The organism is Mesorhizobium ciceri biovar biserrulae, from assembly GCF_001618845.1.
Lineage (GTDB): Bacteria > Pseudomonadota > Alphaproteobacteria > Rhizobiales > Rhizobiaceae > Mesorhizobium > Mesorhizobium ciceri.
Window position 1 is genome coordinate 182,739 of the sequence record NZ_CP015065.1, and the last position, 21,215, is coordinate 203,953.

At 63.3% G+C, this 21,215-nt stretch carries 19 protein-coding genes; 18 read left to right on the forward strand and 1 reads right to left on the reverse strand.

From position 1 onward, the window contains the following. Positions 1-52 precede the first annotated feature (52 nt). Genes tssA through A4R29_RS30810 form a run of 18 tightly spaced genes read left to right on the forward strand, consistent with a single transcriptional unit; the run spans position 53 to position 20,040 of the window. Positions 53-1,225: a type VI secretion system protein TssA gene (gene tssA / locus A4R29_RS30725; RefSeq protein ID WP_063173910.1), complete on the forward strand. Its 1,173-nt coding sequence runs from the start codon at positions 53-55 to the stop codon at positions 1,223-1,225. 6 nt (positions 1,226-1,231) lie between these two features. Continuing rightward, positions 1,232-1,771, forward strand: coding sequence for a type VI secretion system contractile sheath small subunit (tssB, locus tag A4R29_RS30730; RefSeq protein WP_013525309.1), 540 nt, complete (start codon positions 1,232-1,234; stop codon positions 1,769-1,771). A 2-nt stretch (positions 1,772-1,773) separates the two neighbouring features. Next, positions 1,774-3,279, forward strand: coding sequence for a type VI secretion system contractile sheath large subunit (gene tssC, locus A4R29_RS30735; RefSeq protein ID WP_024504477.1), 1,506 nt, complete (start codon positions 1,774-1,776; stop codon positions 3,277-3,279). 46 nt (positions 3,280-3,325) lie between these two features. Further along, entirely contained in the window at positions 3,326-3,784 is a 459-nt protein-coding gene (locus tag A4R29_RS30740) for an Hcp family type VI secretion system effector (RefSeq protein ID WP_013525307.1), read from the forward strand. Next, positions 3,771-4,526: a type VI secretion system baseplate subunit TssE gene (gene tssE, locus A4R29_RS30745; protein ID WP_013525306.1), complete on the forward strand. Its 756-nt coding sequence runs from the start codon at positions 3,771-3,773 to the stop codon at positions 4,524-4,526. The genes A4R29_RS30740 and tssE overlap by 14 nt, the downstream gene beginning before the upstream one ends. 1 nt (position 4,527) lies before the next feature. After that, entirely contained in the window at positions 4,528-6,402 is a 1,875-nt protein-coding gene (tssF, locus tag A4R29_RS30750) for a type VI secretion system baseplate subunit TssF (RefSeq protein ID WP_063173911.1), read from the forward strand. Next, positions 6,366-7,433: a type VI secretion system baseplate subunit TssG gene (tssG, locus tag A4R29_RS30755; RefSeq protein ID WP_063173912.1), complete on the forward strand. Its 1,068-nt coding sequence runs from the start codon at positions 6,366-6,368 to the stop codon at positions 7,431-7,433. The genes tssF and tssG overlap by 37 nt, the downstream gene beginning before the upstream one ends. After that, positions 7,430-8,902, forward strand: a complete 1,473-nt coding sequence (tagH, locus tag A4R29_RS30760) for a type VI secretion system-associated FHA domain protein TagH (protein ID WP_063173913.1) — start codon at positions 7,430-7,432, stop codon at positions 8,900-8,902. Before tssG ends, tagH begins: the two co-directional genes overlap by 4 nt. Before the next feature lie 3 nt (positions 8,903-8,905). Then, a complete protein-coding gene (gene tssJ / locus A4R29_RS30765) occupies positions 8,906-9,358 on the forward strand; it encodes a type VI secretion system lipoprotein TssJ (RefSeq protein ID WP_063173914.1) in 453 nt (150 codons plus the stop codon). Between the two features lie 40 nt (positions 9,359-9,398). Beyond that, a complete protein-coding gene (gene tssK / locus A4R29_RS30770) occupies positions 9,399-10,733 on the forward strand; it encodes a type VI secretion system baseplate subunit TssK (protein ID WP_013525301.1) in 1,335 nt (444 codons plus the stop codon). A gap of 4 nt (positions 10,734-10,737) precedes the next feature. Beyond that, entirely contained in the window at positions 10,738-12,060 is a 1,323-nt protein-coding gene (gene icmH, locus A4R29_RS30775) for a type IVB secretion system protein IcmH/DotU (RefSeq protein WP_027163187.1), read from the forward strand. Position 12,061: 1 nt separating this feature from the next. Further along, a complete protein-coding gene (gene tssM, locus A4R29_RS30780; RefSeq protein ID WP_063173915.1) occupies positions 12,062-15,601 on the forward strand; it encodes a type VI secretion system membrane subunit TssM in 3,540 nt (1,179 codons plus the stop codon). Continuing rightward, positions 15,598-16,131, forward strand: a complete 534-nt coding sequence (tagF, locus tag A4R29_RS30785) for a type VI secretion system-associated protein TagF (RefSeq protein WP_063173916.1) — start codon at positions 15,598-15,600, stop codon at positions 16,129-16,131. The genes tssM and tagF overlap by 4 nt, the downstream gene beginning before the upstream one ends. Beyond that, on the forward strand, positions 16,124-16,996 hold the full coding sequence (locus A4R29_RS30790; protein WP_063173917.1) for a DUF4150 domain-containing protein: 873 nt from the start codon (positions 16,124-16,126) through the stop codon (positions 16,994-16,996). Before tagF ends, A4R29_RS30790 begins: the two co-directional genes overlap by 8 nt. 9 nt (positions 16,997-17,005) lie before the next feature. Beyond that, positions 17,006-17,428: a hypothetical protein gene (locus A4R29_RS30795; protein WP_063173918.1), complete on the forward strand. Its 423-nt coding sequence runs from the start codon at positions 17,006-17,008 to the stop codon at positions 17,426-17,428. 3 nt (positions 17,429-17,431) lie between these two features. After that, positions 17,432-17,911, forward strand: a complete 480-nt coding sequence (locus A4R29_RS30800) for a hypothetical protein (RefSeq protein ID WP_063173919.1) — start codon at positions 17,432-17,434, stop codon at positions 17,909-17,911. Positions 17,912-17,914: 3 nt separating this feature from the next. Further along, positions 17,915-19,000, forward strand: a complete 1,086-nt coding sequence (locus A4R29_RS30805) for a DUF2169 family type VI secretion system accessory protein (RefSeq protein WP_063173920.1) — start codon at positions 17,915-17,917, stop codon at positions 18,998-19,000. Continuing rightward, positions 18,997-20,040 carry a hypothetical protein gene (locus tag A4R29_RS30810; RefSeq protein ID WP_063173921.1) on the forward strand — a complete coding sequence of 348 codons (1,044 nt, stop codon included), beginning with the start codon at positions 18,997-18,999 and terminating at the stop codon, positions 20,038-20,040. The genes A4R29_RS30805 and A4R29_RS30810 overlap by 4 nt, the downstream gene beginning before the upstream one ends. Position 20,041: 1 nt before the next feature. Here A4R29_RS30810 and A4R29_RS30815 read toward each other — a convergent pair whose 3' ends face one another. After that, positions 20,042-21,205 (reverse strand): hypothetical protein, encoded by a 1,164-nt coding sequence (locus A4R29_RS30815; protein WP_063173922.1) that lies wholly within the window; start codon positions 21,203-21,205, stop codon positions 20,042-20,044. Positions 21,206-21,215 lie beyond the last annotated feature (10 nt).

A 21,215-nucleotide genomic window follows, 5' to 3' on the forward strand; every position in this document is an offset into this window, starting at 1 on the left:
GTGTGATAACGTAGGGTCACATAAGGTTTGAGGGCCTTCGCTGGGGGTTGGTGTGATTGATCTCGCACTCTGGCTTTCTTCGCTAGACGGTGAGAACCCGTCCGGGGAAGATTTGCGCAACGACCCGGCTTTCCATGAGTTGGAGCGCCTGACCGAAGCCCAACTCAAGGTCGTCCACGACGGCAACAATAAGGCCGGCTCGCAAAGCACGATTCCAGTCGACTGGCCCGCTGTGCTCGCAAAGGCGGATGAATTGCGCGCGCATGGCAGGGACTTGCGCCTGCTTGTCATCGTCACGCGCGCGCTGGCCAATGAAGACGGGCTGGCCGGATTGGCGCAAGGTCTGACGCTGATCGCGCAGACCTTCGATCAGCATTGGGACACCATGCATCCGGCTCTGCGGCCCAACGCTTCGCCGCGCGATGCCGCCCTGCGCCGTATCAACGCGCTGATCGACCTGCAGAATGGTCAGGACGGGTTGTTGGCGAATCTGCGGCAAATGACGTTCTTCGCGCCGCGCGCAATCGGCCCGGTTCAGGGCAAGGACCTGGAGAAGGGTGCGCTCGACGATCGCGTCATGCTCCAGGAAGCCGCCTCGGGGCTGAATGCGGCGGAAAAAGCGCAGCTGGTCAGTGCGCACGGACAACTCTTGAATCGGGTGCGTGCCGCATGTGCGGCACAGATCGATCAGGCCAATGCGAAGATGGTCCAGCTCATCGCCGACGCCCGGGCGACGATCACGGCACTGGATGCGCTCGAGACTGCGCTCAACGCTCGTCTCGAGGGCAGCGGCACTCCCGTTCCGGACTTAAAACGGTTCCTGCAGCGTTTGCTGACGACACTTGAACGGAATTCAGCGGCCGGCGCGGTGACGAATGGCGCAGCCACGCAGGCGGTGCCGACGGAACTGGCAACGCCTGCTCGAAACGGTCATGGAGCCGATGCTATGGCAAGTATGGCAAGCTATGCGGACTCGAGCACGGGACTCCCCGACCGGATCTCCTCGCGCGACGACGTGGTGAAATGCCTCGACCTGGTCGTCGCCTTCTATGACCGTACCGAACCGTCGAGCCCAATTCCGCACCTGGCTCGGCGGGTCCGTCGGATGGTGCACATGGATTTCGTTGAACTGATGGAAGATCTCGCCCCTTCGGGGCTGAAGGAGTTCAGGCTGCTGGCCGGCGTTCCCGATGCCAAGAAGACGGCTCAGAAGGATGAAAGGTAACAACACATGCCAGCCGAAAGCAAAGCCAAGGTCATCGAACGAAATCGCGCGCCGCGGGTGCAGATCGCCTACGATGTGGAAACCTACGGCAGCCCGACGACGATCGAACTGCCGTTTGTCATGGGCGTGATGGCCGACCTTGCCGGTGCTTCGCAAACCAAGGAAGCGTCAAAGTCGGTGCTGGACCGCTCCTTTGTCGAGACCGACGCGAACCGCTTCCCAAAATTCATGGAGGCGCTCGGCCCCCGCGTCAAAGCGCGGGTGAAGAACACGCTGCCGCAGGCCGAGGGCCAGGAGCGTGACGAGGAACTGGCTCTCGATCTTACATTTTCCAAGATGGGTGATTTCGCCCCCGACAAGATTGCCGAGCAAGTTCCGCAACTGGCCGAGATCCTCAAGATGCGTCGCCAACTCGAGGAATTGCTCGGCTTCATGGATGGCCGTGTCGATGCTGAAAAGCGCATCGCGCAGCTTCTGAACAACGAACCGCTGCTTGGCAAGATTGCCAGCCAGGCGCTGGCCGACGACGACAAGGTTGGGGAATGATCATGGCCGAACAGCAAAAGACCGCCTCGGTCGCCGCGGAGGCCGAAGCCATAAACCTCGATGAATTCAGCGGACTCCTCGAAAAAGATTTCAAGGTCAAGAAGGACGACAGCGAGAAGCTGCAACAGCTCGTGCGCAATCTCGCGCTCGCGGCGCAGTCCCGTTCCGACACCACGACCATCTCGTCCAATGCCATCAAATCGATCAAGTCGCTGATCGCCGGCATTGACAAGATGCTGACGACACAGGTCAACGAAATCCTGCACGCGCCGGAAGTGCGTGAGATGGAAGGCACATGGCGCGGGCTGTGGTATCTCGTCAACAACACCGAGACGGATCAGAAGCTGAAGATCCGGGTGATGAACATCTCCAAAGAGCAACTGGCCGATACGCTTGAAGACTATGAAGGTCAGATGTGGGACCAGAGCCCGATCTTCAAGAAAGTCTACACAGACGAGTATTCGATGCTTGGCGGCGAACCAATCGGCTGCGTGATCGGCGCCTACGAGTTCTCCAATCACCCACGTGACGTCGGCCTGCTGCGCAACATCTCCGGCATCTGCGCTTCCGCGCATACGCCGTTTATCGCGGCCGCTTCGCCGCGCCTATTTCGCATGGACAGCTGGCAGGAACTGCCGAACCCGCAAGACCTGCAGCAGATCGTCTCCAACCCCGCCTATGCCTCGTGGCAGTCGTTGCGCGAGAGTGAGGACGCTCGCTACATCGGCCTGACCATGCCCCGCGTCCTGGCGCGGCTGCCCTACGGCACCGATACCGTTCCGGTGAAGGGTTTCACCTTCGAGGAAGAGGTGGAGGGCGATCACAACAAATATGTCTGGATGAACGCCGCCTTCCCGATGGGCGTCAACATCAACCGCAGCCACAAGCTTTTCGGCTGGGGCACGCAGATCCGCGGCGTGGAGAATGGTGGCACGGTGCTCAACCTGCCGGTGCATAGCTTCCCGACCGATGATGGCTCGATCGCGATGAAATGTCCCACGGAAGTCGCCATCGACGACCGGCGCGAGGCGGAACTGGCCAAGCTTGGCTTGATGCCCATCCTGCACCGGAAGAATACCGATCTCGCGGCCTTCATCGGAGCACACTCGCTGCAGGACGACGAAACGCGGGCGGGGCGGCTGGTCGACCCCGATGCACAGTCGAACGAGCGGCTGAGCGCCAACCTGCCCTACCTGTTCCCGGTCTCGCGCTTTGCGCACTACCTCAAGGCGATCGCGCGCGACAAGGTCGGCTCGTTCAAGGAGCGCGCCGACATGCAGATCTGGTTGACCGAGTGGATCAATCGATACGTGCTGGCCAACCCGGCCTTTGCCGACGACAAGGCACGCGCCAAGCGCCCGCTTGCCGCCGCCGAGGTCCAGGTGGACAGCGTGGAGGGGCGGCCGGGCTATTATAATGCCCGCTTCTATCTGCGCCCGCATTACCAGCTGGAGGGCATCAACGCGTCGCTCCGACTGGTCTCGGAACTACCGTCCGTTAAGACTTGATCGCAGCAACGACAACCTGGTTTTTTGAAAGCGGTGGAGAAAAACAATGCCGACTACGAAGATTGATGGCTTCCTGAAGGTTCCCGATATCAAAGGCCCCAGCACCCGCGACGGCCACGATGACGAGATTGAAATCCATGGCGTCGACTACAAGATGGTCGCACCTTATGATCCCAATTCGCTGTCACGCCGTGGCCGCGTCTCCATGGGGATGATCAAATTCACCAAGCACTACGACAAATCATCGCCCTATCTGAAAAAGGCTTTGTTCGAAAACAAGGCCCTTGATGAGGTGGTGTTCTCGGCCCGCCGGACCATCGATGGCGAGACCAAGGATTACCTGGTCGTTACCCTCACCGACGCCTCGATCATGGAATACGACATGTCGCAGGCCGAGGATGAGGAAGACCTGATCCAGGAAGAGGTCAGCTTCGCCTACAAGAAGATCAAATTCGTCTATGACGGCAATGATGAAGCCGAAATGGATGTCTATGTCGGCAAGTGAGGTTCGGCGACCCGGCGCGGGCATGCAGCAGACCACTGGCAGCTTGCGGGCGAAAAGCGAAGCCGTCCAGCCGTCGCTTTGGGATCGTCTCGTCAATGATCTGCCGGGCCTGACCTCGGAAATAGACGGGCTGCGCCATGTCCTGCTCGACGAGCTTGGCGCGGACCGTCTCGACACACTCGTTGCCGGCAGCACGCGTGCCATCGACGCCGATGTGGTACTGACACCGGATCAGAAACGCCGTCTGCATCGGTTGGCCGTTCAGACCCAGCACCGCGTCGAAATCGAAAGCCGTGGCGTGGTGGTATCGGCGCGCGTGCTCAGGGAAGCGGTACGGCGTGACATCGAGGCGCTCTTCAACACAGAGCGCTTCGAGGCGACGCCGCTTCTTTCCGACCTGGAAAATGAACAGGTTGCGGACAATCCCCCTTCGCTTGCCGATTTCCCGGAGGTCCGCCGCAGCGTGGTCAATTACGGCGTGCCCTCCTTCTCGGGCCGCTCGTCGCGCGACTTCGATCGCGAGGTGTTGGCACGTGAGATCCGCATGGTGCTCGCGACCTTCGAGCCCCGCCTGAAGGAAAGCGCAACAAAGGTAACGGTCACGCTTGGCGACAACACCGTCGGCCTGAAGATCGAGATAGACGCCGTTCTGATCATGACCCCGACTCCCGAACGCATGCGCCTGCGCACCACGATCAATCTCGACAACGGTTTGGCGCGGACTGAAATTGGGGAGGCCTGAGATGGATCGGGTCTTCGTCGAATATTACGAGGAGGAACTGAGCCATATCCGCGCTCTTGCAGCGGAATTCGCAGACATGCATCCGGCGGTGGCGCGCAACCTTTCCCTCGATACGGTGCCGTGTCCGGACCCATATGTCGAGCGCCTGCTCGATGGCGTAGCCTTCCTGGCCGCGCGCACCCGGCTAAAGGTCGATGCCGAGCGCTCGCGATTTTCCCGCAGTGTGCTCGACGTTCTCTATCCCGATCTGGTCACGCCGGCGCCGGCAACGGCGATGGCGGTGCTGAAACCCGGCCAGCAGGTCCAGACCATGCTGGCCGGCCACGTCGTCAAGCGCAACACACGGCTGGTTTCCAGCCTGCAGCCAGGCCTGTCAACGCGCTGCATTTTCTCAACCGCCCAGGAAATGACTCTATGGCCGATCGCGGTCACTTCGGTCAGCTTTTTTCAGGACCGCAGTGCGATGGCGATGGCTGGCATAGGACCGATCGGCGGTGTCAGCGGCGAGTCGGCGCTCCGCCTCACGCTGGCCAGGACCGGAAAAGGCAAGCTCGACGAACTGGCTCTCGACCGGCTTGACCTCTATTTTGCCGGACGCACCAAGGCGCCGCTACTGTTCGATGCGATTTTCGGCGCCTGCGCGGCCACAGCAGCGCGACCGGAAGGCAAGACCAACCCGCTGTCGCCGTTGCCGGCACCCGAGATGATCGGCATCAGCGACGACGAGGCCTTGATGCCGCGCACCCGCCCGACATTCGAAGGATACCGGTTGCTGCGCGAATACTTCATGATGCCCGAGCGTTTTCACTATGCACGGGTTTTGGGATTGCAGCCTGTCGTGCGCCAATGCGCGGCCGGACTCGAGATCATTTTCCTGTTCAAACGCACGGTTCCCGAGCTGGCCGATCTGACGCCGGCGGACTTCGAACTTTTCGCGACACCGATCATCAATCTGTTCGAACGCGAGTGCAACGTCGTCGAAGTCGATGAACGCAAGACGCGCCAGGTGTTGCATGCGGACCGGACGCGGGCGCGTGACTTCGAAATCTACCGGGTTATCCGCGTCGAGGACGCCGACACGGAAGGCAACGACGCCGAAATCCCCGAGCTCTTCAGCCTGGGTCAGAACCGCGGTAGTGGTTGGGTCTATTCGACCGAAAGGCGCCCTCGCCGCGCGATGGAGGAGGAGCGCCGCGAAGGCCTGACGCGAACGTCCTATACCGGGGATGACGTTTTCCTGGCCGTGTCCCGGCCGCTCGCAAGGCCGGCGACCCGGCCGCTGAAGCGGCTCGACGTGATGGCGCTTTGCACCAATCGTGATCTGCCGATCCTCGATGACAATCCGACGTTGACGTTAGAGGCCGGCGACCCGGTCGAAACCGTAAGGCTTCTTGGCGCCTTGCGTGCGCCGCAGCCAGCTATTCCTGCGGCACTGCCTGCTGGTGCCGACGGGGAATCGCGGGCCGATGATCTCGCCTGGCGGCTGGTGGCGCAGCTCGCGCTCAACTTTCTCAGTCTTGCCAAAGAAGGCCGTGGCATCGATCCCCTGCATGCGCTACTCGACCTTTATGCCGATCGCGGCGATCCAAGCCTTGCCCGAAATGTGCATTCGATCGTGCGTATCGACTCGCAGCCGGTCATCGAACGTCTGCAAATCGATGGACCGATGTGCTTTGGACGCGGTACCGAAGTCACGTTGCATGTTGATCAATCGGTCCTGGCCGGCCAAAGTACCTTGCTGCTTTCGGCCTTGCTGGCGCGGTTGTTTGCTCGTCACGCCGGGATAAACGGCTTCGTGCGAACTCGCACGCGGCTGCTGCAGAAGCAGGAGGATGTGCCATGGCCGATGACGCCCGGCAATCGCTACCTGATCTAGACAAGCCCGGCCCGAACAGGGCCGAAGGTCTGTCCGAGTCGTTCGACTTTTTCGAACTGCTGCGCCGCCTCGAACAACGGAACGGTCTGTTCGGCCATTCGGGCCGTCCCGACCGTGAGCCGGCACGGCTCGGCCAGCATGTGCGCCTAGCCTTTTCCGCACGCGACCTGGTTGTGTTCCGCGAAGCCCGCGATGCGGCACCGGCCCGGGTCACGGTGGCAAATTTCGGTCTGCTGGGACCCGAGGGTCCAATGCCGCTGCATCTGACGCGCTGGGTGCTCGACCGGCTCTCGCAACGCTGGTTCGCCGGCGCCGAGGCACAACTGACCAGCGACACGACGTTCGTCGACTTCGTCAACATTCTGCAGCACCGTATGATCGCCCTCTACTATCGGGCGTGGGCGGATGCGCACCCGGCCGTGCAGGCCGAACGCGCGGTCGGCGGGCGCGTTCGCGCCATGCTTGAAGCCATGGCCGGGATCGGACTTCCCGGCACGCAGGACCCCAATCTCGATACGGTGAAGCTTCGGCAGGCGGCTTCGCTGGCCAATCAGGTCGAGGGCCCGGAACGGCTGACGCTGTTCCTGGCGGAAGCGTTCAAGGCGCCGGTACAGATCAAGGAGTTCATCTCCGCCTGGATAACAGTACCAACCGGTCTCCAGACCCGTCTTGCAAAGGCCTTTGCAGGGCTCGGCAAGGGCGCGACGATCGGCCCACGCGTTTTCAGCCGCCAAAGCAGGATCGAACTGCGTGTCGGCCCGCTGGGGTATGAGGAGTTCAAGGCGTTCCTGCCTGGCGGGGAGCGGCTCAAGCTGTTCAAGCAGGCCGTTCGCGACATGGTCGGGGAGTCGCTCGACGTCGATCTGCGCATCGTGCTTGCGCGTGAAGCCGTACCGCCGCCCCAAATCGGAGCGGTTCGGCTCGGGCGGACCGCCTGGCTTGCGCGACCCATCGAAAGGGGCGATGCTGACGACATGCGGCTGCGGACAATCGTCGGATGGCGGCCGGAAATGACGGGGGTCGCGGCATGAGCCTGCTGCTGACACTGGAGCAAGGACCACGCACCCAGGCGGTGCGGCAGGCCCGGCTTGACGAGGGTGAGCTGGTGATCGGCCGCAGCGCGGACGCGGGTTGGCAGATCAACGATCCCGACATGTTCGTTTCAAGGGCACATTGCAAGATCTCTGGCGGGCGAGATGGATATTTTGTCACCGACACGTCGAGCAGCGGATTGTTCATAAACGACTCCGACAGCCCGCTCGGTGCCGGCAAGTCGACGCGCCTTCAAAGTGGCATGCGGCTGAGATTGGGCGACTACGTCGTCCATGTCGACCTGCAAACGCCAGCCACTCAAGCACCAGCGGCCGGCCAGCCGGTTTCGGAACGCGCGCCGCCAGCATCCCGGGCCCCGGTGAGCATCGGTGGCGATGACTTCTTTTCCGCCAAGGTCGAAGAAGAGCCGCGACGGCCACGTCCGGCCGATCTGCCGAACCCTTTCGAGCAGCCGGTTGCGGGTGCATTCGAACGTGCCAACTCCGACCAGCGCCACTCGGCCGCTTTCGATGACCCGTTCAGCCTCGATCCGGTTTCGACGCCGGTGTCGAAAAATCCCGCCCCTTATCGCGAACCGGGCGGCGCGGCGAGCCAAGCGGACCCGTTCAGCCTCGACGCGGTACCGTCCCCCGACCGCGCAGCCGAAGCCGCCCGTGACAAGCCGTCCGGAACCCATGATGACTTTGCTTTCGGACCAGCCGCCACGCTCAGTTCGGCGAACGGCGCCAGTTCGATCGAACAGCGCGAGCGCATCGCCCAGCGATCCCAATCAGCCAATCCCTGGGATTTGCCGGTGCAGCCCGCAGCTACCCCTGCTTCACCACGTGTGGGTGCTGCTCCCAAAGCCGCCCCGGCGCTGGGTGCGGCGCGGCCGGAGGAGATGGCGCTTCGCGCCGCATTCCTGCATGGCATGGGTGTCGAGGAAGCCGATTTCCCCGGACGCGACAGCATCGCGGAAATGGAGAAGTTCGGTCGCGAATACCGGATGATGATGGAAGGCCTGATGCAGCTTCTGCGCAAGCGGGCCGAGGAAAAGGGAAACGCGCGCGTCGCGCAGACCATGGTCGGGGCCTCCGAAGTCAATCCGCTCAAGTTCCTGCCGACCGTCGACGACGCCATCATAACGCTTATCGCTGAGCGCAGCCCAGGATTTCTCGGCGGTGAAGCGGCAATCACCGATGCGGTGCGCGATCTCGCGCAACATCACGTACGCGCCTGGCGAGGCATACAGACCGCCATGCGGCGGATGATCGACCGTTTTGACCCGGTAGTGATCGAGGAAGAGCTGAAAACGAATTCCGCGATCGGAACCCTTCTCTCTGGGGGGCGGGGCGCCAAGCTGTGGGAACTTTACCAGAAGCGCCATCGTGAAATCGCCGAGAGTGCTGAAAAGAGCTTCCTTGGCGAAATCGGCGCTGATTTTCGAGATGCATATGAGGAGGAGTGAGAGATGATTGATCGACGTGAATTTGTTGTTGCCTTGGGCGCGACAGGGTTGCTTGCGGCTTGCCAGAGTGGTCCGCCGAAACCATCGGTGATCACCGTCAACGTAACCGGCGGTGCTGGCATGAACCCGGGACCAGGCGGCGGCGACCGGCCGGTAACGATCCTGGTGATGCGGCTGAAAAGCACCGGCAAATTCAATTCCGCCGACTATTTCGCGCTGCAGGGGGATGCCGGCACGGCGCTGGCGGGCGATCTCATCGGATCCGACCAGATTTCCGTCGGGCCGGGAAAATCCGCATCCAAAACCATCACGGTCGAGCCGGACGCTACGGCGCTGGGCTTTGTTGCTCTGATCCGCGAGCCCGGCGGCCGGAACTGGCGGACAACCAAGTCGGTGTCGTCGGGATCGAAATTCACGATCAACGTCACGCTTGGCAGCGGCGGCATTTCCGCCTAGCGGCAAAGGGCAAGGGGAGCTCGATGCAGAGAGTAGCGGCATGAGCAATGCAAACAGGGTGCTATGGTCCGAAGGGCTTTTCCTGCGGACCCAGCATTTCCAGCAGCAGGATCGCTTTTTCGAGGCGACGGTGCGCGGCGCGTTGCAGGCCGGGCAATTGCATACGTTCGGTTTCCAACAGCTGACACTGGACCAGGCGTTGCTGGAAGCCGGCCAGATCTCGATCCTGTCCGCGCGGGGCATCTTTCCGGATGGGACACCTTTTTCCATCCCGGACATGATGGATGCGCCGCGACCGCTGCCGGTCACCCCTGACACGGGCGCCGGACCGGTGCTGATCGCCTTGCCGCTGGAGCCTCCGGGCGGTGTCGGCTTCGATCCGGCACACGCTGCCGCCTCGGGTGCGCGATATCATGGGCGGATCGTTTCGGTGCGTGACGCCGTCCAGGGCGGTTCAGACCCTGAAGAAATCGAAATTGCCCGGCCGCAGGCGCTGCTGCTCGCACCCGGCAAGTCGGTCGGTGGCTACACGGCCTTGCCGATAGCCGACCTCAAGGGGATTCGAGCCGATGGCGGCGTCTCCCTGGACGAGACCTTCCTGCCACCGACCTTGGTTACGGGCGCCGTGGCCTGGTACCGGCAATTGCTGCTGGAAGTTGTCACCGGCCTCGACCAGATCGCCGAGGCGCATGGCAAGATGGTCATGGGCGGACCTGGGCGCAGCGTCGAAGATTTGCTGATGCTCAATCTCGCCAATGCGGCACGTCCGCGGCTGGCCCACATGCTGGCTCAGGATGTGTTCCATCCAGCCGAGCTTTACCTGGAACTTGCCGGTCTCGCCGGTTCGATGGCGACCTACGGATCGAGCGCGCGGCGGCTGGGCGAGTTGCCCGCCTACGATCACATGGCGCCTGGCCCCGCCTATTCGGCGCTGGCGGATGCGCTGCGCTCGCTCATCCTCAGCCTGCGTTACATCGAGCCCAAATCGCGTGCGCTGCCTGTCATGCGGCATTCGACCAATGTCTGGAAGATCCGTATCGACAATCCGAAGCTGCTGGTGGCCAGCCGGATCGTCATCCGGGTCGGTTCGGAGTTGTCGGAAGACGCGCTGCGCAAGATATTCGTCAATCAGGCAACCGTCGGCTCGGCCGACCAGTTCGAGGGCCTGTGGAAATCGCGCTTGCCCGGCATTCCGCTGAAACCGCTTCATTCTCAGCCGCGCGAGATTCCTTACGATGGCGATCGGTTATGTCTGGAACTGGACCAGAAAAGTGAGCACTGGGCGTCGCTGCTCGACGCTCCCGGCTTCGTCATCGGCGTTTCGGGCGTGTTGCCAAGCGAGCCGCAGGTGGACTGCTATTCGGTGAACAGGTGAGATCATGAGCCGCGATGATCCGTTCGGACTGTCGGAGGATCGCGAACGCACCCGCATTCGATTGACCGGCGCGCCGATGCCGCGGCCGATGGCGCCACCTTTGCCGAGCGCGTCGGTAAAGCGCTCCCGCACCCATCCGAACGCACTCGTCAACGCATTTGCGCCCTTGCTCGAATTCGCTCCCGAGCTTGAAAGTGCGCTGCCGCCCGACAATCCGGAAGCATTGCGTACCCGATTGCTCGAAGAACTGGTCCGGGCACGCGACACGGCTATGTCGGTCGGATCCTCAATGGAGCGCGCCGACCAGGCGGCCTGGGTGGTGGCGGCGTTGCTCGACGATCTGGCCCTGAACACGCCATGGGGCGGTGCCAGCGCCTGGCCGCGGCAGCCGCTTGTGGTCATGCTGCGCGGCGATGTCGATGCCGGCACGCAGTTCTTCACCCGTCTCGACGAACTCGAGCGCCATCCCAACCGTGATCGCGAATTGCTGGAACTGCAGTATCAATGCATGGCGCTTGGCTTTCGTGGCAAATATCGCGTGTCGGCCCGATCCGGCGACCGCTCGCTCAATGCCGTTCGCGTGGCGGCGGCACGCTTCCTACGCGATGCCGACGCCGAAGGCGCGCCACTGTCGCCAAACTGGAAAGGCGTGATCGCATCTGACGAGCCGCAGCGCTTCATCGTTCCGATCTGGGTCATGGCGCTCGGTGCGGCGGTTGCAGCCATGACAATCCATGTCGGGCTCTCGATGGCACTGAGCAGCCAGGCGGTCGAGCTCTCCGCACTTGTTCGCGCACTGCCGCCGCCCGCGCGCGGCGACATCACCCGCACGTCGCCCAAGGTCGATGCCCCGCCGCCGGAGAAGGTGGATTTTGCGCTGTTGCCGGAATTTCAGGCCGGGGCGCCCGCCGACCTCAAATCCGCCCTCAGCGGCACCGAAAGCGTTTCGCTGGCCAAGCTGACGATCCAGGCCTCCAATCCCGAACTGTTCCAGTCGTCACGGCCACAACTGACCGAAGGCTTCGAGCCCCTGATCGGGTCGCTCGCCAAGGTGATCCTCGCCAACCAGGAGCTGATCGGAAACATCACCGTCGTCGGTCATACCGACAGCGTTCCCCTGCAAAAGACCAATCCGCTGTCGACCAACCAGCGACTGTCGGAGGCTCGCGCCCAGACGATTGCCGACATGCTGGTCCAGAACGGAGTGCCGCGGGATCGCGTCCATTCCGAGGGCCGCGCGGCCACCGATCCAGTCGCCACCGACAGCACGCGCGAGGGGCGGGCCTTGAACCGCCGCGTCGAGGTGCTTGTCGAAAAGAGGCTGTGAGATGTTCATCCTGCGCTTCCTTTGGGCTGTCCTGACATCACGCTGGCTATGGACGCTGATCGGCCTCACGCTGCTTTCCCTGGTCATCTGGGTGTTCGGTCCGATCGTCAGGGTCGGTCCCTATGAACCGTTCGCCTCTGATAACGTGCGCATCGTCATCATTGCGCTGCTGGTCATCTTCTGGCTGATCTGGCTGATCGTCGCCCAGCGCCGGGCGATCCGCGCCAACCGTATGTTCGTCGCCGAGATTGCCGCGCCGGTGGTGGAAAAGCCGCTCAGACCCGGCGAAGAGAATGTCGCGGCCGTCGGTGCCAAGTTCGCCGAGGTGATGGCCGAACTGAAGCGCCGCAAGCTGGGCGGACGAAAGTTTCTGCGCGAAATGCCATGGTATGTGATCGTCGGGCCGCCGGCCACCGGCAAGACCACGGCCTTGCGGCAGTCCGGGCTGAATTTTCCGATCGACCTCACCGACGACCTGCAGGGGGTCGGCGGCACGCGCAACTGCGACTGGTTCTTTTCAGAACATGCGGTTCTGATCGACACGGCCGGCCGTTATGTCCAGCAGGAGAGCCAGCCCGATGTGGACGCGGTTGAATGGCTGGGCTTCCTCGACCTGTTGAAAAAGCACCGCGGACGCCGCGCGCTGAATGGCGTAATCGTCGCGCTTTCGATCGACGTGCTTTGGGAGGGCGATGAAGCCATCAAGGCGCACGGCCGCAAGATCCGCCGCCGGTTGGCCGAACTCAACGACCGGCTCGAAATCCGCCTTCCGGTCTATCTGATGCTGACCAAGGCCGATCTGATCAAGGGCTTCGAGGCTTTCTTCGGCGGCTTGTCCACGGCTTCGCGCGAGCAGGTATGGGGGACCACCTTCGCGCTGGAAGCGCGTGTCGATGCCAAGACCATTGAACGGGAAATTTCCGCGCTGGCGACGGAACTTGAGCGGAGGCTGGTGCCGCGGCTGGAAGATGAGGACAAACTCGCCGCCCGTGCCGAGATTTTCCGCTTTCCCGCCCAACTGGCAAGCCTGTCCGAACCGATACAGGTGCTGGTCGAGGCAATGTTCGGCGAAAGCCGGTATGAAGAGGTCGCCTGGCTGCGCGGGCTCTATCTGACATCGGCGACGCAGGAAGGAGCGCCCATCGACCGGCTGACCGCGGCGCTGTCTTCGTCCTTCGGCCTGCCGACGCGACGGGCGCTGCCCGCACCAAGGGTCGAAAAACGCAGCTTCTTCCTGAAGAACCTGCTGACCGAAGTCATCTTCAAGGAAGCGGGCCTCGGCACGTTCGATCCGCTGGCGCAACGGCGCCGCGCCTGGATCTGGCGGGGTGCGGCAGCCGCTTGCGCGGCGGCGGCATTGTTGGCCGGCGGGTTGTTCACCTGGTCCTATTTTGACAACCGCAACGCGATAACGGCCCAGGCAGGCCAGTTCGAAGCGCTGCAGACGCCGCTGACCTCCGTCGCTGCAACGCCGGCATCGGTGGAGCAGCCCGCCATGGACGGCGCGCTCGGTGCGATGGACGCGGTCGCAACCGCCCGGACAGCACCGCCTGGCGCCGCACAGGATCTGCTGGGACCATCGGCCTCCGCGGAAATGGTGCGGGCGCAGACCGACACGTACGATCATGCCCTGCGCAATGTTCTTGAGCCGCGCATGATCGCCTTGCTCGAAGCGACGATGTGGCGGCAAATCCGCGACCCGGATTTCATGCTCGGAGCGCTGAAAACCTATCGCATGATGACGGGCCTGTCTCAGATGGATCCCGATTACGCCCAAGACTGGTGGGCGAACAGCTTGCCCGAATTCGCGGCCGCGGCACCATTTCCGACCGCCGATGCCGAAGAGCATCAGCTTGCCGCCATCCGCCGGATGACGGTCGACGAGAGCTATGTCGCGCCCGACCAGGCCCTGGTTGCCGAAGCGCTGAAAACGGTGTGCACCATTTCGTTGCCGGCGCGCGCCTACAAACAGTTGCTGGCCGATCCGGCAGTGGCCGGGCTCAAGGAGTGGGTCCCGGCGAATTTCGCCGGCCCAAACGGCGGCAAGGTGTTTGCGCGGCGTTCCGCCAAGACGCTTCGCGTCGGCATTTCCGGCGCCTTCACCTATGCCGGCTTCCACGACGTCATTCTCGATCGCATCGACGATGTCGCCGCACAGGCCGCGCTCGATCGTGCCGTTTTCGCTGGCGGCTGCTCAGAGAACTCCGAAACCTCGGTCTCGGCGCTGTCCGAGGATATTCTGAAGCTCTACTATGACGACTATATCGCGCAATGGGACAGCTTCCTGCGCGACATGAGGCTCGCGCCATTGACCGATCTCATCGTCGCCAGTGAGAACCTCAAGGATCTTTCGAGCGCCGATTCCGCGCTGAAGCGCCTGCTGACGGCAGTGGTGCAAGAGACGGAGCTCACCCGTTCGGATGACGCGCCCGCCGGAGATGACAAGGCGGCAGCCAAAGGCGGCTCGAAACTGCTCGGCAAACTGGGCAAGCTTGGCAAGATAGTGAAAACAGGGGCAAAACTGTTGCCACGGGCGGGTTCGGCCAGCGAGGTGGACCTGACCGGCAATCTTGTGGCCGAGCATTTCAAACCACTCAAGAGCACCATTGCCGAGGTCGATGGCCAGCCGCCGGCACTGGATGCTGCGGTCGTCGCGCTGACCGCACTTTCCAACGTGCTGCAGACGGTCACCGCGAACCCCAATCCGCAGGATGCCATCAAGAAGCAGGGCGGCCTTGCCGAACTGACGGGAGCGGTCGCCCGGCAGGCACAGATCCTGCCCGACCCTATCAACGCCTGGCTGGGCGGGATTGCCGGCGACACCAGCAATTTGACTCAGAAGGCGGTCACTTCGGAGCTCAACGCCATCTGGCGGGCCGATATCCTGCCTTTCTGCCAGGCGGCGCTGAACGACCGCTATCCGTTCAGCGCCGAGAGCGCGGTGGACGTCAACGTGCGGGATTTCGCAAGGCTGTTCGGACCGGCCGGGCTGATCGACGGTTTCATCAACGACCACCTGATCAACTATGTCGACATGACCAGCCAGCCGTGGAAGTGGCGCGCCGATTTCGGCCTTGATGCTTCGGCCCTGGCGGCATTCGAGCAGGCCAGGCACATCCGCGACGATCTGTTTGCGGGCGGCAGCGGACCCGTGATGAGCTTCACGCTTGAACCGAAGGACCTGTCTCCCAACGTCACGCGCGTCACGCTCAATCTCGATGGCCAGAGCCTCGTCTACTACAACAACGCAACGCGGCCGCAACCCATGACATGGCCCGGCAAGGACGGCACGGGCGTCATCTCGCTCGCCTTCCAGCCGATCGACGGATCGCCTGAAATAATGCTTAACGAAACCGGCAGCTGGGCGTGGCTGAGGATGCTCCGCAGTGGCCGCTTCGCCAGCACTTCGCTGACCGATGTCTACAGCCTGCGCCTGGGCACGAAAGGCATGTATGCCGATTTCGAGCTCAAGGCCGCCAGCGTCGAAAATCCGTACAACCTCGAAATGTTCAAGAAGTTCACATGTCCACCGCAGATATGATCATCGGCTTCTTCGGTAAGATTCCGGCAACTGGAGACTTCGTCTCCGCGAACCTGCCGCGGACTTTCATCGACCGCTGGGACCGCTGGATGTCGATGGAATTGCGCGAGAGGCCAGACGAGGGGGAATTAGATTCGCGTGTCTGGCGCTTCATAGTCAAGGGCGGTATTTTCGGCGAACAGCCCTGCTCCGGCGCTTGGCGCATGAGCGAGGATCGCGTCGGCCGCCGTTATCCGTTCGCCATCGTGCGGCTGGGTCCGCCGCCGGAGCCGGGCGACCCGTGGTACGATGCAGTGGCCTCGCTTCTTCAGAACTGCGTCGACAACTACTGGGCGCAGACCCGGCTGGCCCAAAGCCTTCAGACTTTGCCACGTCCGGGCGGCGCCGCCGCGACCGACAAGATCGCATTCTGGAGCGACGACTGGGAGGTCAGGGAGTTCGGCTTCGCCGACATCCACGACCTTGCTCAAAATGGCCTGCCAGCGATGCGCGGCACGGCCGGAGACGGCGGAGTCCTGAGCCATGGGTAACACGGTCTACGCCGACAAGATGGGCTTCTTCCACCAGGCAAGCGGCGGCAAGGGCGTCGCGCCCGGCGACGTCTGCCTCAGCCCGCCGCCGCCGCCGGCGGGACCGGTGCCGGTTCCATATGTCAACATGCTTTCGGCCAGCGATCTCATCAAAGGCAGCAAGAGCGTCAAGGTGCAGGGAACACCGACGGCGCTGGAGAACTCTTCCGAAGTGGCGCTGAGCACGGGCAACGAAGCGGCCACGCCAGGACTAGGCGCCGGCGTGGTCACCCATCGCATCAAGGGCAAGGGCTCGTTCAAGCTCTGGTCGTTCACGGTCAAGGTCGAGGGCAAGGGTGTCTGCCGCCACGGCGATCCGATGGAGCAGAATACCGCGAGCCCGCTGCCGAACACGGTCGACGTGTCCGCCATGGTCGACTTCTCGGTGGTGCTGGGCAAGGACGCGATGAAGGAGGACTGCCCGCGCGACTACAAGTACTCGGAGGACTATACCCCCACGACCGAGACCCAGCGCGCTTCCGTGCAAGGGCAGACCTGCTGGCAGTGCAAGAAGGACCGTGCCAACATCCTTCGTCGGGCTTCAGGCCCAGCCAAGGACAAGGCGCTGAAGGACATTGACAAGAAAATCAAAAGGCAGACTGACGGTAAGGTCACGATGATCGCCGATCACCAGCCGCCGCAGAAGACCGCGTGGGAGATGGGAGCGTGCCACGATCCGGGCAGCTTCGCCCAGCGGATGCGCGACCTTCCGTGCCAGCCGCATTGTCATGCTCACAGCATGGAGCAGTCCCAAGATATGCGGGCACTGGATCGCCGCGAGCTTTACGATGCGATGAACAAGCACATTGGCGGCCTGGGCATATAGAGATATGAAATGATCTCGATAACGCATCAAGACATTTATGATCGTTGGACAAACGAGCTGAAGATCGTCGTGCCACCAATGCTGGAATGGTGGCGTGACCTTCATGCGCAGGAAGTCAACAGGGAGGTTGTCGACGCCCGCTGGCCGGCGGGACCAGCGAGTCATCCTCGAGTCATTGCCCTGTTTCGGAAGTACTACTTCGAAACGACGCGACTGAACGACTCGCTTTCGGGCGGCGGGCCGGAGCACGGGAGTGAGATGTGGGGCTCCGAGGCCAAGCAGTTGTCCGAAGAGAGCGAGGGGGACGGTCCGGTCCCACCCGTAACGTTGCTCCTCTCGTGGCTGGACGACACCGAGCCCGAGTTGGCGGACTTCATGAGGACGTTCGACTTCATTCCCATCGGGGAAGATCCGGAATTCGAGGAGTCCTGAGCGATGGCACTGCTCGTCAATCACAACATCCAGAACGGGACCTACCGGCTGCTGCGCGCGCCCGGTGACGTCCGAGGCCGCGCGGAAGAGGCGGCGCCGGGGACCGGCGCGGCCGGACATCGCGGCCTGTTCGCCGCCTATCTGCTCGATTTCGTGGACGTGTTCGCTGTCGCGTCCGAGACATGGAACGCGAGTGTCCAGGAGCGTATGGAGACCGGCCTGCCGATGGGCGAGGCAATCCTCCGAACGATCGAGGCCAAGGGGATTGCCGGCCCCGCCGGCCACCCGAGAGTGGTCTGGCTCGTGCGCAAGTACTGGCTTGCGTGCGACGAGGAAAACCGGCGTTCGGTGTCGAGGGCGGTGCCTCCCGAAGTGTTCCTTCTCGAGTGGCTGATCCAGGGCGGCCATGACGACTATGCGACGCTGCTGACCGCGATGCCCTACTGGCCGATCGGCCTCGACGAACACGGCAACTGGTGCTGAGCGATGGCGTTCGCGGTCGGGATAGAGAATCGCACCCCGTTCGCCACCGCAACACATGTGCAACTCGACGCCGACGGCCAGGAAATCCTGGTCGTCATGTTCTCGGCAAGCTTCGATGCGCTCGACGGCGCACCGGCGATGGACGTTTGCGAAGACCAGATGCCGGTCGCGCTCTGGGATATCCCGTTCGGCGATCCAGCCAATTCCTCCAATCGCTACGAAGCCGATATTGCGCCGCATAAGCCGGCCGCCGAAATCCTTGTCAACGGTTCGGCGCACGCGCCGAACGGCCGTCCGGTGACGGAGATGCAGGTCGGTTTCCGCGTCAGTGGCTTGCAAAAAGTGCTCAACGTCGTCGGAGACCGCATCTACGACGCCGGCGGCTTCAGCGCGCCGGCCCTGTTCCGAACGATGCCGATCGTTTACGAGCGCGCCTATGGCGGGACGCTGCCAGATGGTCGGCTTGACCGACGCAACCCGGTCGGCGTCGGCTATCACCATGCCTCCTCCGCCGATCCGGCAGTGCGCACACAAGCCCCAAATGTCACCTATCCCGCTGAACCTTGTCTCAGCCCCTCCGATCGACCCAGACCGGCCGGCTTCGGCCCGCTCGGGCGGGGTTGGATCCCGAGACTGCCGCTCGCCGGCACCTACGATCAAGCCTGGATCGACACGCAGTGGCCCCTGCCTCCCGGGGATTTCGATCCGCGCTACAATCTGTGCGCCCCGGCGGACCAGCACCTGCCGGCAATCCATGGCGGTGAGACTGTCACGATCATCGGCATGACACCGAACGGCCGCTGGGCCTTCCGCCTGCCGCGCATCGTTGCGCCTGTGCGGCTGATCTATGACGACCGGGTCGAGGAACGTCCGTTTGCCGCGGACACGGTGATTGTCGAGCCGGATCTGTGGCGCGTCACACTGAAAGCGCGCTTTTCACACATGACAAAACGGAACACGCCGGCGCTGCGGGAGATCGTCTTCGGCCATGTCACGCCCGCCTTTCTCATGGCCCGGCGCAAGCGAAAGATCTATCTCAGCCCGCGTGGCGGTGACGGCACCGTCGACCGCGCCGTGTGGCAGCCATGAAGCGGCCGCTCTACGTCGCCGGTGGCGGCGCCGTCACGCCCGCCGGGCTGAATGCGCGGCAAACGATCGCGGCCATTCGGGCAAGCCTTTCGGCCTTCGAGGAAATCACGCTCGCCGAACCGTTCGGAGTGCCACAGGTAGTCGCGCGCATACCCACTCATTGGCACCTGCGCCGCAACGAAGGCGAATGGCTGGTCAACATGGCCGCCCGAGCTATCAACGAAGCGCTCGGCACGGGCGAACCGGGGGTCGCGGCGGCCACCGCGCTGCTCATCACGACGCCAGAGAGCTTTCGCAACCATCCGGCTTTCGTTGATATCCCGGCGCGCGATTTCCTGGCCGCGGTTGTCGACGCAACAGGCCTGAGGTTCCACCGCGCCTCGTGCGTCGTCGACGGCGGCGCGGCGGCAAGTGTGGGACTGATAGAACGGGCGATTGCACTGATGGAGGATCAAGGCGCCGCACAGGTGCTGCTCGGTGGCGTCGACAGCCTCGTCAACCACACCGACCTCGGCCGGCTCAGCCGGACCGGGCGTTTACAGGGCGCGGACAACGCCCAAGGAGTGATTCCTAGCGAGGCGGCGGTCTTCGTGCGGCTGCTCCGGGAACCCGGCCGCGGGCCTGTCGTGGCCGCCATCCATGGCATCGGCATGGCCCAGGAGACTGACAGCATCCTTTCCGAGCGCTACAGCCAGGGCCGCGCCATGCTCGGCGCGCTGCGCGACGCCGTTTCGGGATCGGGACCATCGGAACCCGACATCGATTTCGTCGTCTCGAACGGCAATGGCGAGCGCTATCATGGCTGGGAGATGCTGATTGCCCGACCGCGCTTCTATCGCACGCACCGCACCCTGATGGCGACGGCCTATCCGGCGATGACGGTCGGCGACACCGGCGCGGCCAGCGGCGCGCTGGCGCTGATGCTGGCCGCCGACAGTCTTGTCCAGAATTATGCGCCGGGATCGATTGCCATGTGCGAAGTCGCATCCGAGAACGGATTGCGCGCCGCCGCCGTCGTGGCGCGGGCGAACCGCCGATAGATTACAGCCATGCCGGAAACCGGCGCGTCCTTCGCCAGTCGGCCAGCGGCGTATCGGTTGCCGCGATGGCCGCGCGCAACGCGTCGAGCCGCAACCGGCGCATCGAATGGAAAGGCGTGCGGCCGCGCCCGCCCCGTCCCTCGTCCCACCAAGCAGCAACGCGATCGGCGACAGGCAACGGGCTGTCGTTCAGATATTCAAACGCCTTCCCCAAATCGGCCGGGTCTATCGCAAACAGGCCGGTATCGTTGAAATCCACCTCGAACAGATCGCGCATTGCCAGCCCCGCTGCAAAGACAAGCTCCGGTTCGCGCATCTTCTCGATCAGCCAGGGCATCACCGCCGGATCGCCAAACAGGCCGATCGATGCCGTTGCCGCCACGCGTAGCAGGGGTTGGCCAAGGCGCGTCTGCAACCAGGCTTTCGCGGCCTCGGGCGGCGTTGTCAGCAGGCGTATCTCGATCGCCGCCTCCGCCTGGTCCGTCTCCGTCAGCACGATCTTGTCGATCACTGGGTGCGCGGACCGCGCCTCGCCAAGCAGGCAAGCGGCGAAGGCGGCCGCAAGACGTTCTTTCGCCGTCTCGCCATCAAGGCCAGCCAGGACTGCCGGAAGCAGGTCGCGCCGTTTGAGCCCACCGGCAAGCCGAACGGCGCGCCGGCGGACATTCGCGTCGGAATGGCTGGCCAGATCATGCAGGCGCGGTCCCGGATCGACGCGGTGATGCCAGAGCGCAGACAGCCCAAGGCAACGCTGCGGCGCATCTCGGGTGTCCAGCCATTCGGCCACGAACGGCCGCAGTTTTTCACGCGGTGTGCGCGCGACTGCGGCGGACAGGCTCGACAGGCCGGCCTCACCGAGGCTCGCCGCGGCGTCGATCGCAATCGCTACCAGATCAGCATCGCCCCAATGCAATGCCAGCGTGCCAAGTGCGAAAAGCTCGCCCGGCTCGGCATAGTCTGTGAAACGGGCCCAGGCCGCATCCCAGCCGGCCTTGCCGGCAGCCATGAGCCCTTCGATGTTCGCGTCGAGACGCTGGTCGATGCGGCCGATGTCCGTCTCCTCGAGAATCGAACCATCGATTTCGCGGCGGCGGCGAAGCCAGAGGAAAGCGGCATCTTCGGCATGTTGATCCACGATGGCGGCGATGGTCGCGACGGGGTGCATCGGCAATACC

What these genes read in the sequence shown, in the direction of transcription:
- A4R29_RS30815 (WP_063173922.1), bottom strand. Translation starts at nt 21,205, where the DNA reads ATGCACCCCGTCGCGACCATCGCCGCCATCGTGGATCAACATGCCGAA.
- tssG (WP_063173912.1), top strand. Translation starts at nt 6,366, where the DNA reads ATGGCCGATGACGCCCGGCAATCGCTACCTGATCTAGACAAGCCCGGC.
- tssE (WP_013525306.1), top strand. Translation starts at nt 3,771, where the DNA reads ATGTCGGCAAGTGAGGTTCGGCGACCCGGCGCGGGCATGCAGCAGACC.
- A4R29_RS30795 (WP_063173918.1), top strand. Translation starts at nt 17,006, where the DNA reads ATGATCTCGATAACGCATCAAGACATTTATGATCGTTGGACAAACGAG.
- A4R29_RS30805 (WP_063173920.1), top strand. Translation starts at nt 17,915, where the DNA reads ATGGCGTTCGCGGTCGGGATAGAGAATCGCACCCCGTTCGCCACCGCA.
- A4R29_RS30790 (WP_063173917.1), top strand. Translation starts at nt 16,124, where the DNA reads ATGGGTAACACGGTCTACGCCGACAAGATGGGCTTCTTCCACCAGGCA.
- A4R29_RS30740 (WP_013525307.1), top strand. Translation starts at nt 3,326, where the DNA reads ATGCCGACTACGAAGATTGATGGCTTCCTGAAGGTTCCCGATATCAAA.
- tssC (WP_024504477.1), top strand. Translation starts at nt 1,774, where the DNA reads ATGGCCGAACAGCAAAAGACCGCCTCGGTCGCCGCGGAGGCCGAAGCC.
- tssF (WP_063173911.1), top strand. Translation starts at nt 4,528, where the DNA reads ATGGATCGGGTCTTCGTCGAATATTACGAGGAGGAACTGAGCCATATC.
- A4R29_RS30800 (WP_063173919.1), top strand. Translation starts at nt 17,432, where the DNA reads ATGGCACTGCTCGTCAATCACAACATCCAGAACGGGACCTACCGGCTG.
- tssB (WP_013525309.1), top strand. Translation starts at nt 1,232, where the DNA reads ATGCCAGCCGAAAGCAAAGCCAAGGTCATCGAACGAAATCGCGCGCCG.
- A4R29_RS30810 (WP_063173921.1), top strand. Translation starts at nt 18,997, where the DNA reads ATGAAGCGGCCGCTCTACGTCGCCGGTGGCGGCGCCGTCACGCCCGCC.
- tssJ (WP_063173914.1), top strand. Translation starts at nt 8,906, where the DNA reads ATGATTGATCGACGTGAATTTGTTGTTGCCTTGGGCGCGACAGGGTTG.
- tagH (WP_063173913.1), top strand. Translation starts at nt 7,430, where the DNA reads ATGAGCCTGCTGCTGACACTGGAGCAAGGACCACGCACCCAGGCGGTG.
- tssK (WP_013525301.1), top strand. Translation starts at nt 9,399, where the DNA reads ATGAGCAATGCAAACAGGGTGCTATGGTCCGAAGGGCTTTTCCTGCGG.
- tagF (WP_063173916.1), top strand. Translation starts at nt 15,598, where the DNA reads ATGATCATCGGCTTCTTCGGTAAGATTCCGGCAACTGGAGACTTCGTC.
- icmH (WP_027163187.1), top strand. Translation starts at nt 10,738, where the DNA reads ATGAGCCGCGATGATCCGTTCGGACTGTCGGAGGATCGCGAACGCACC.
- tssM (WP_063173915.1), top strand. Translation starts at nt 12,062, where the DNA reads ATGTTCATCCTGCGCTTCCTTTGGGCTGTCCTGACATCACGCTGGCTA.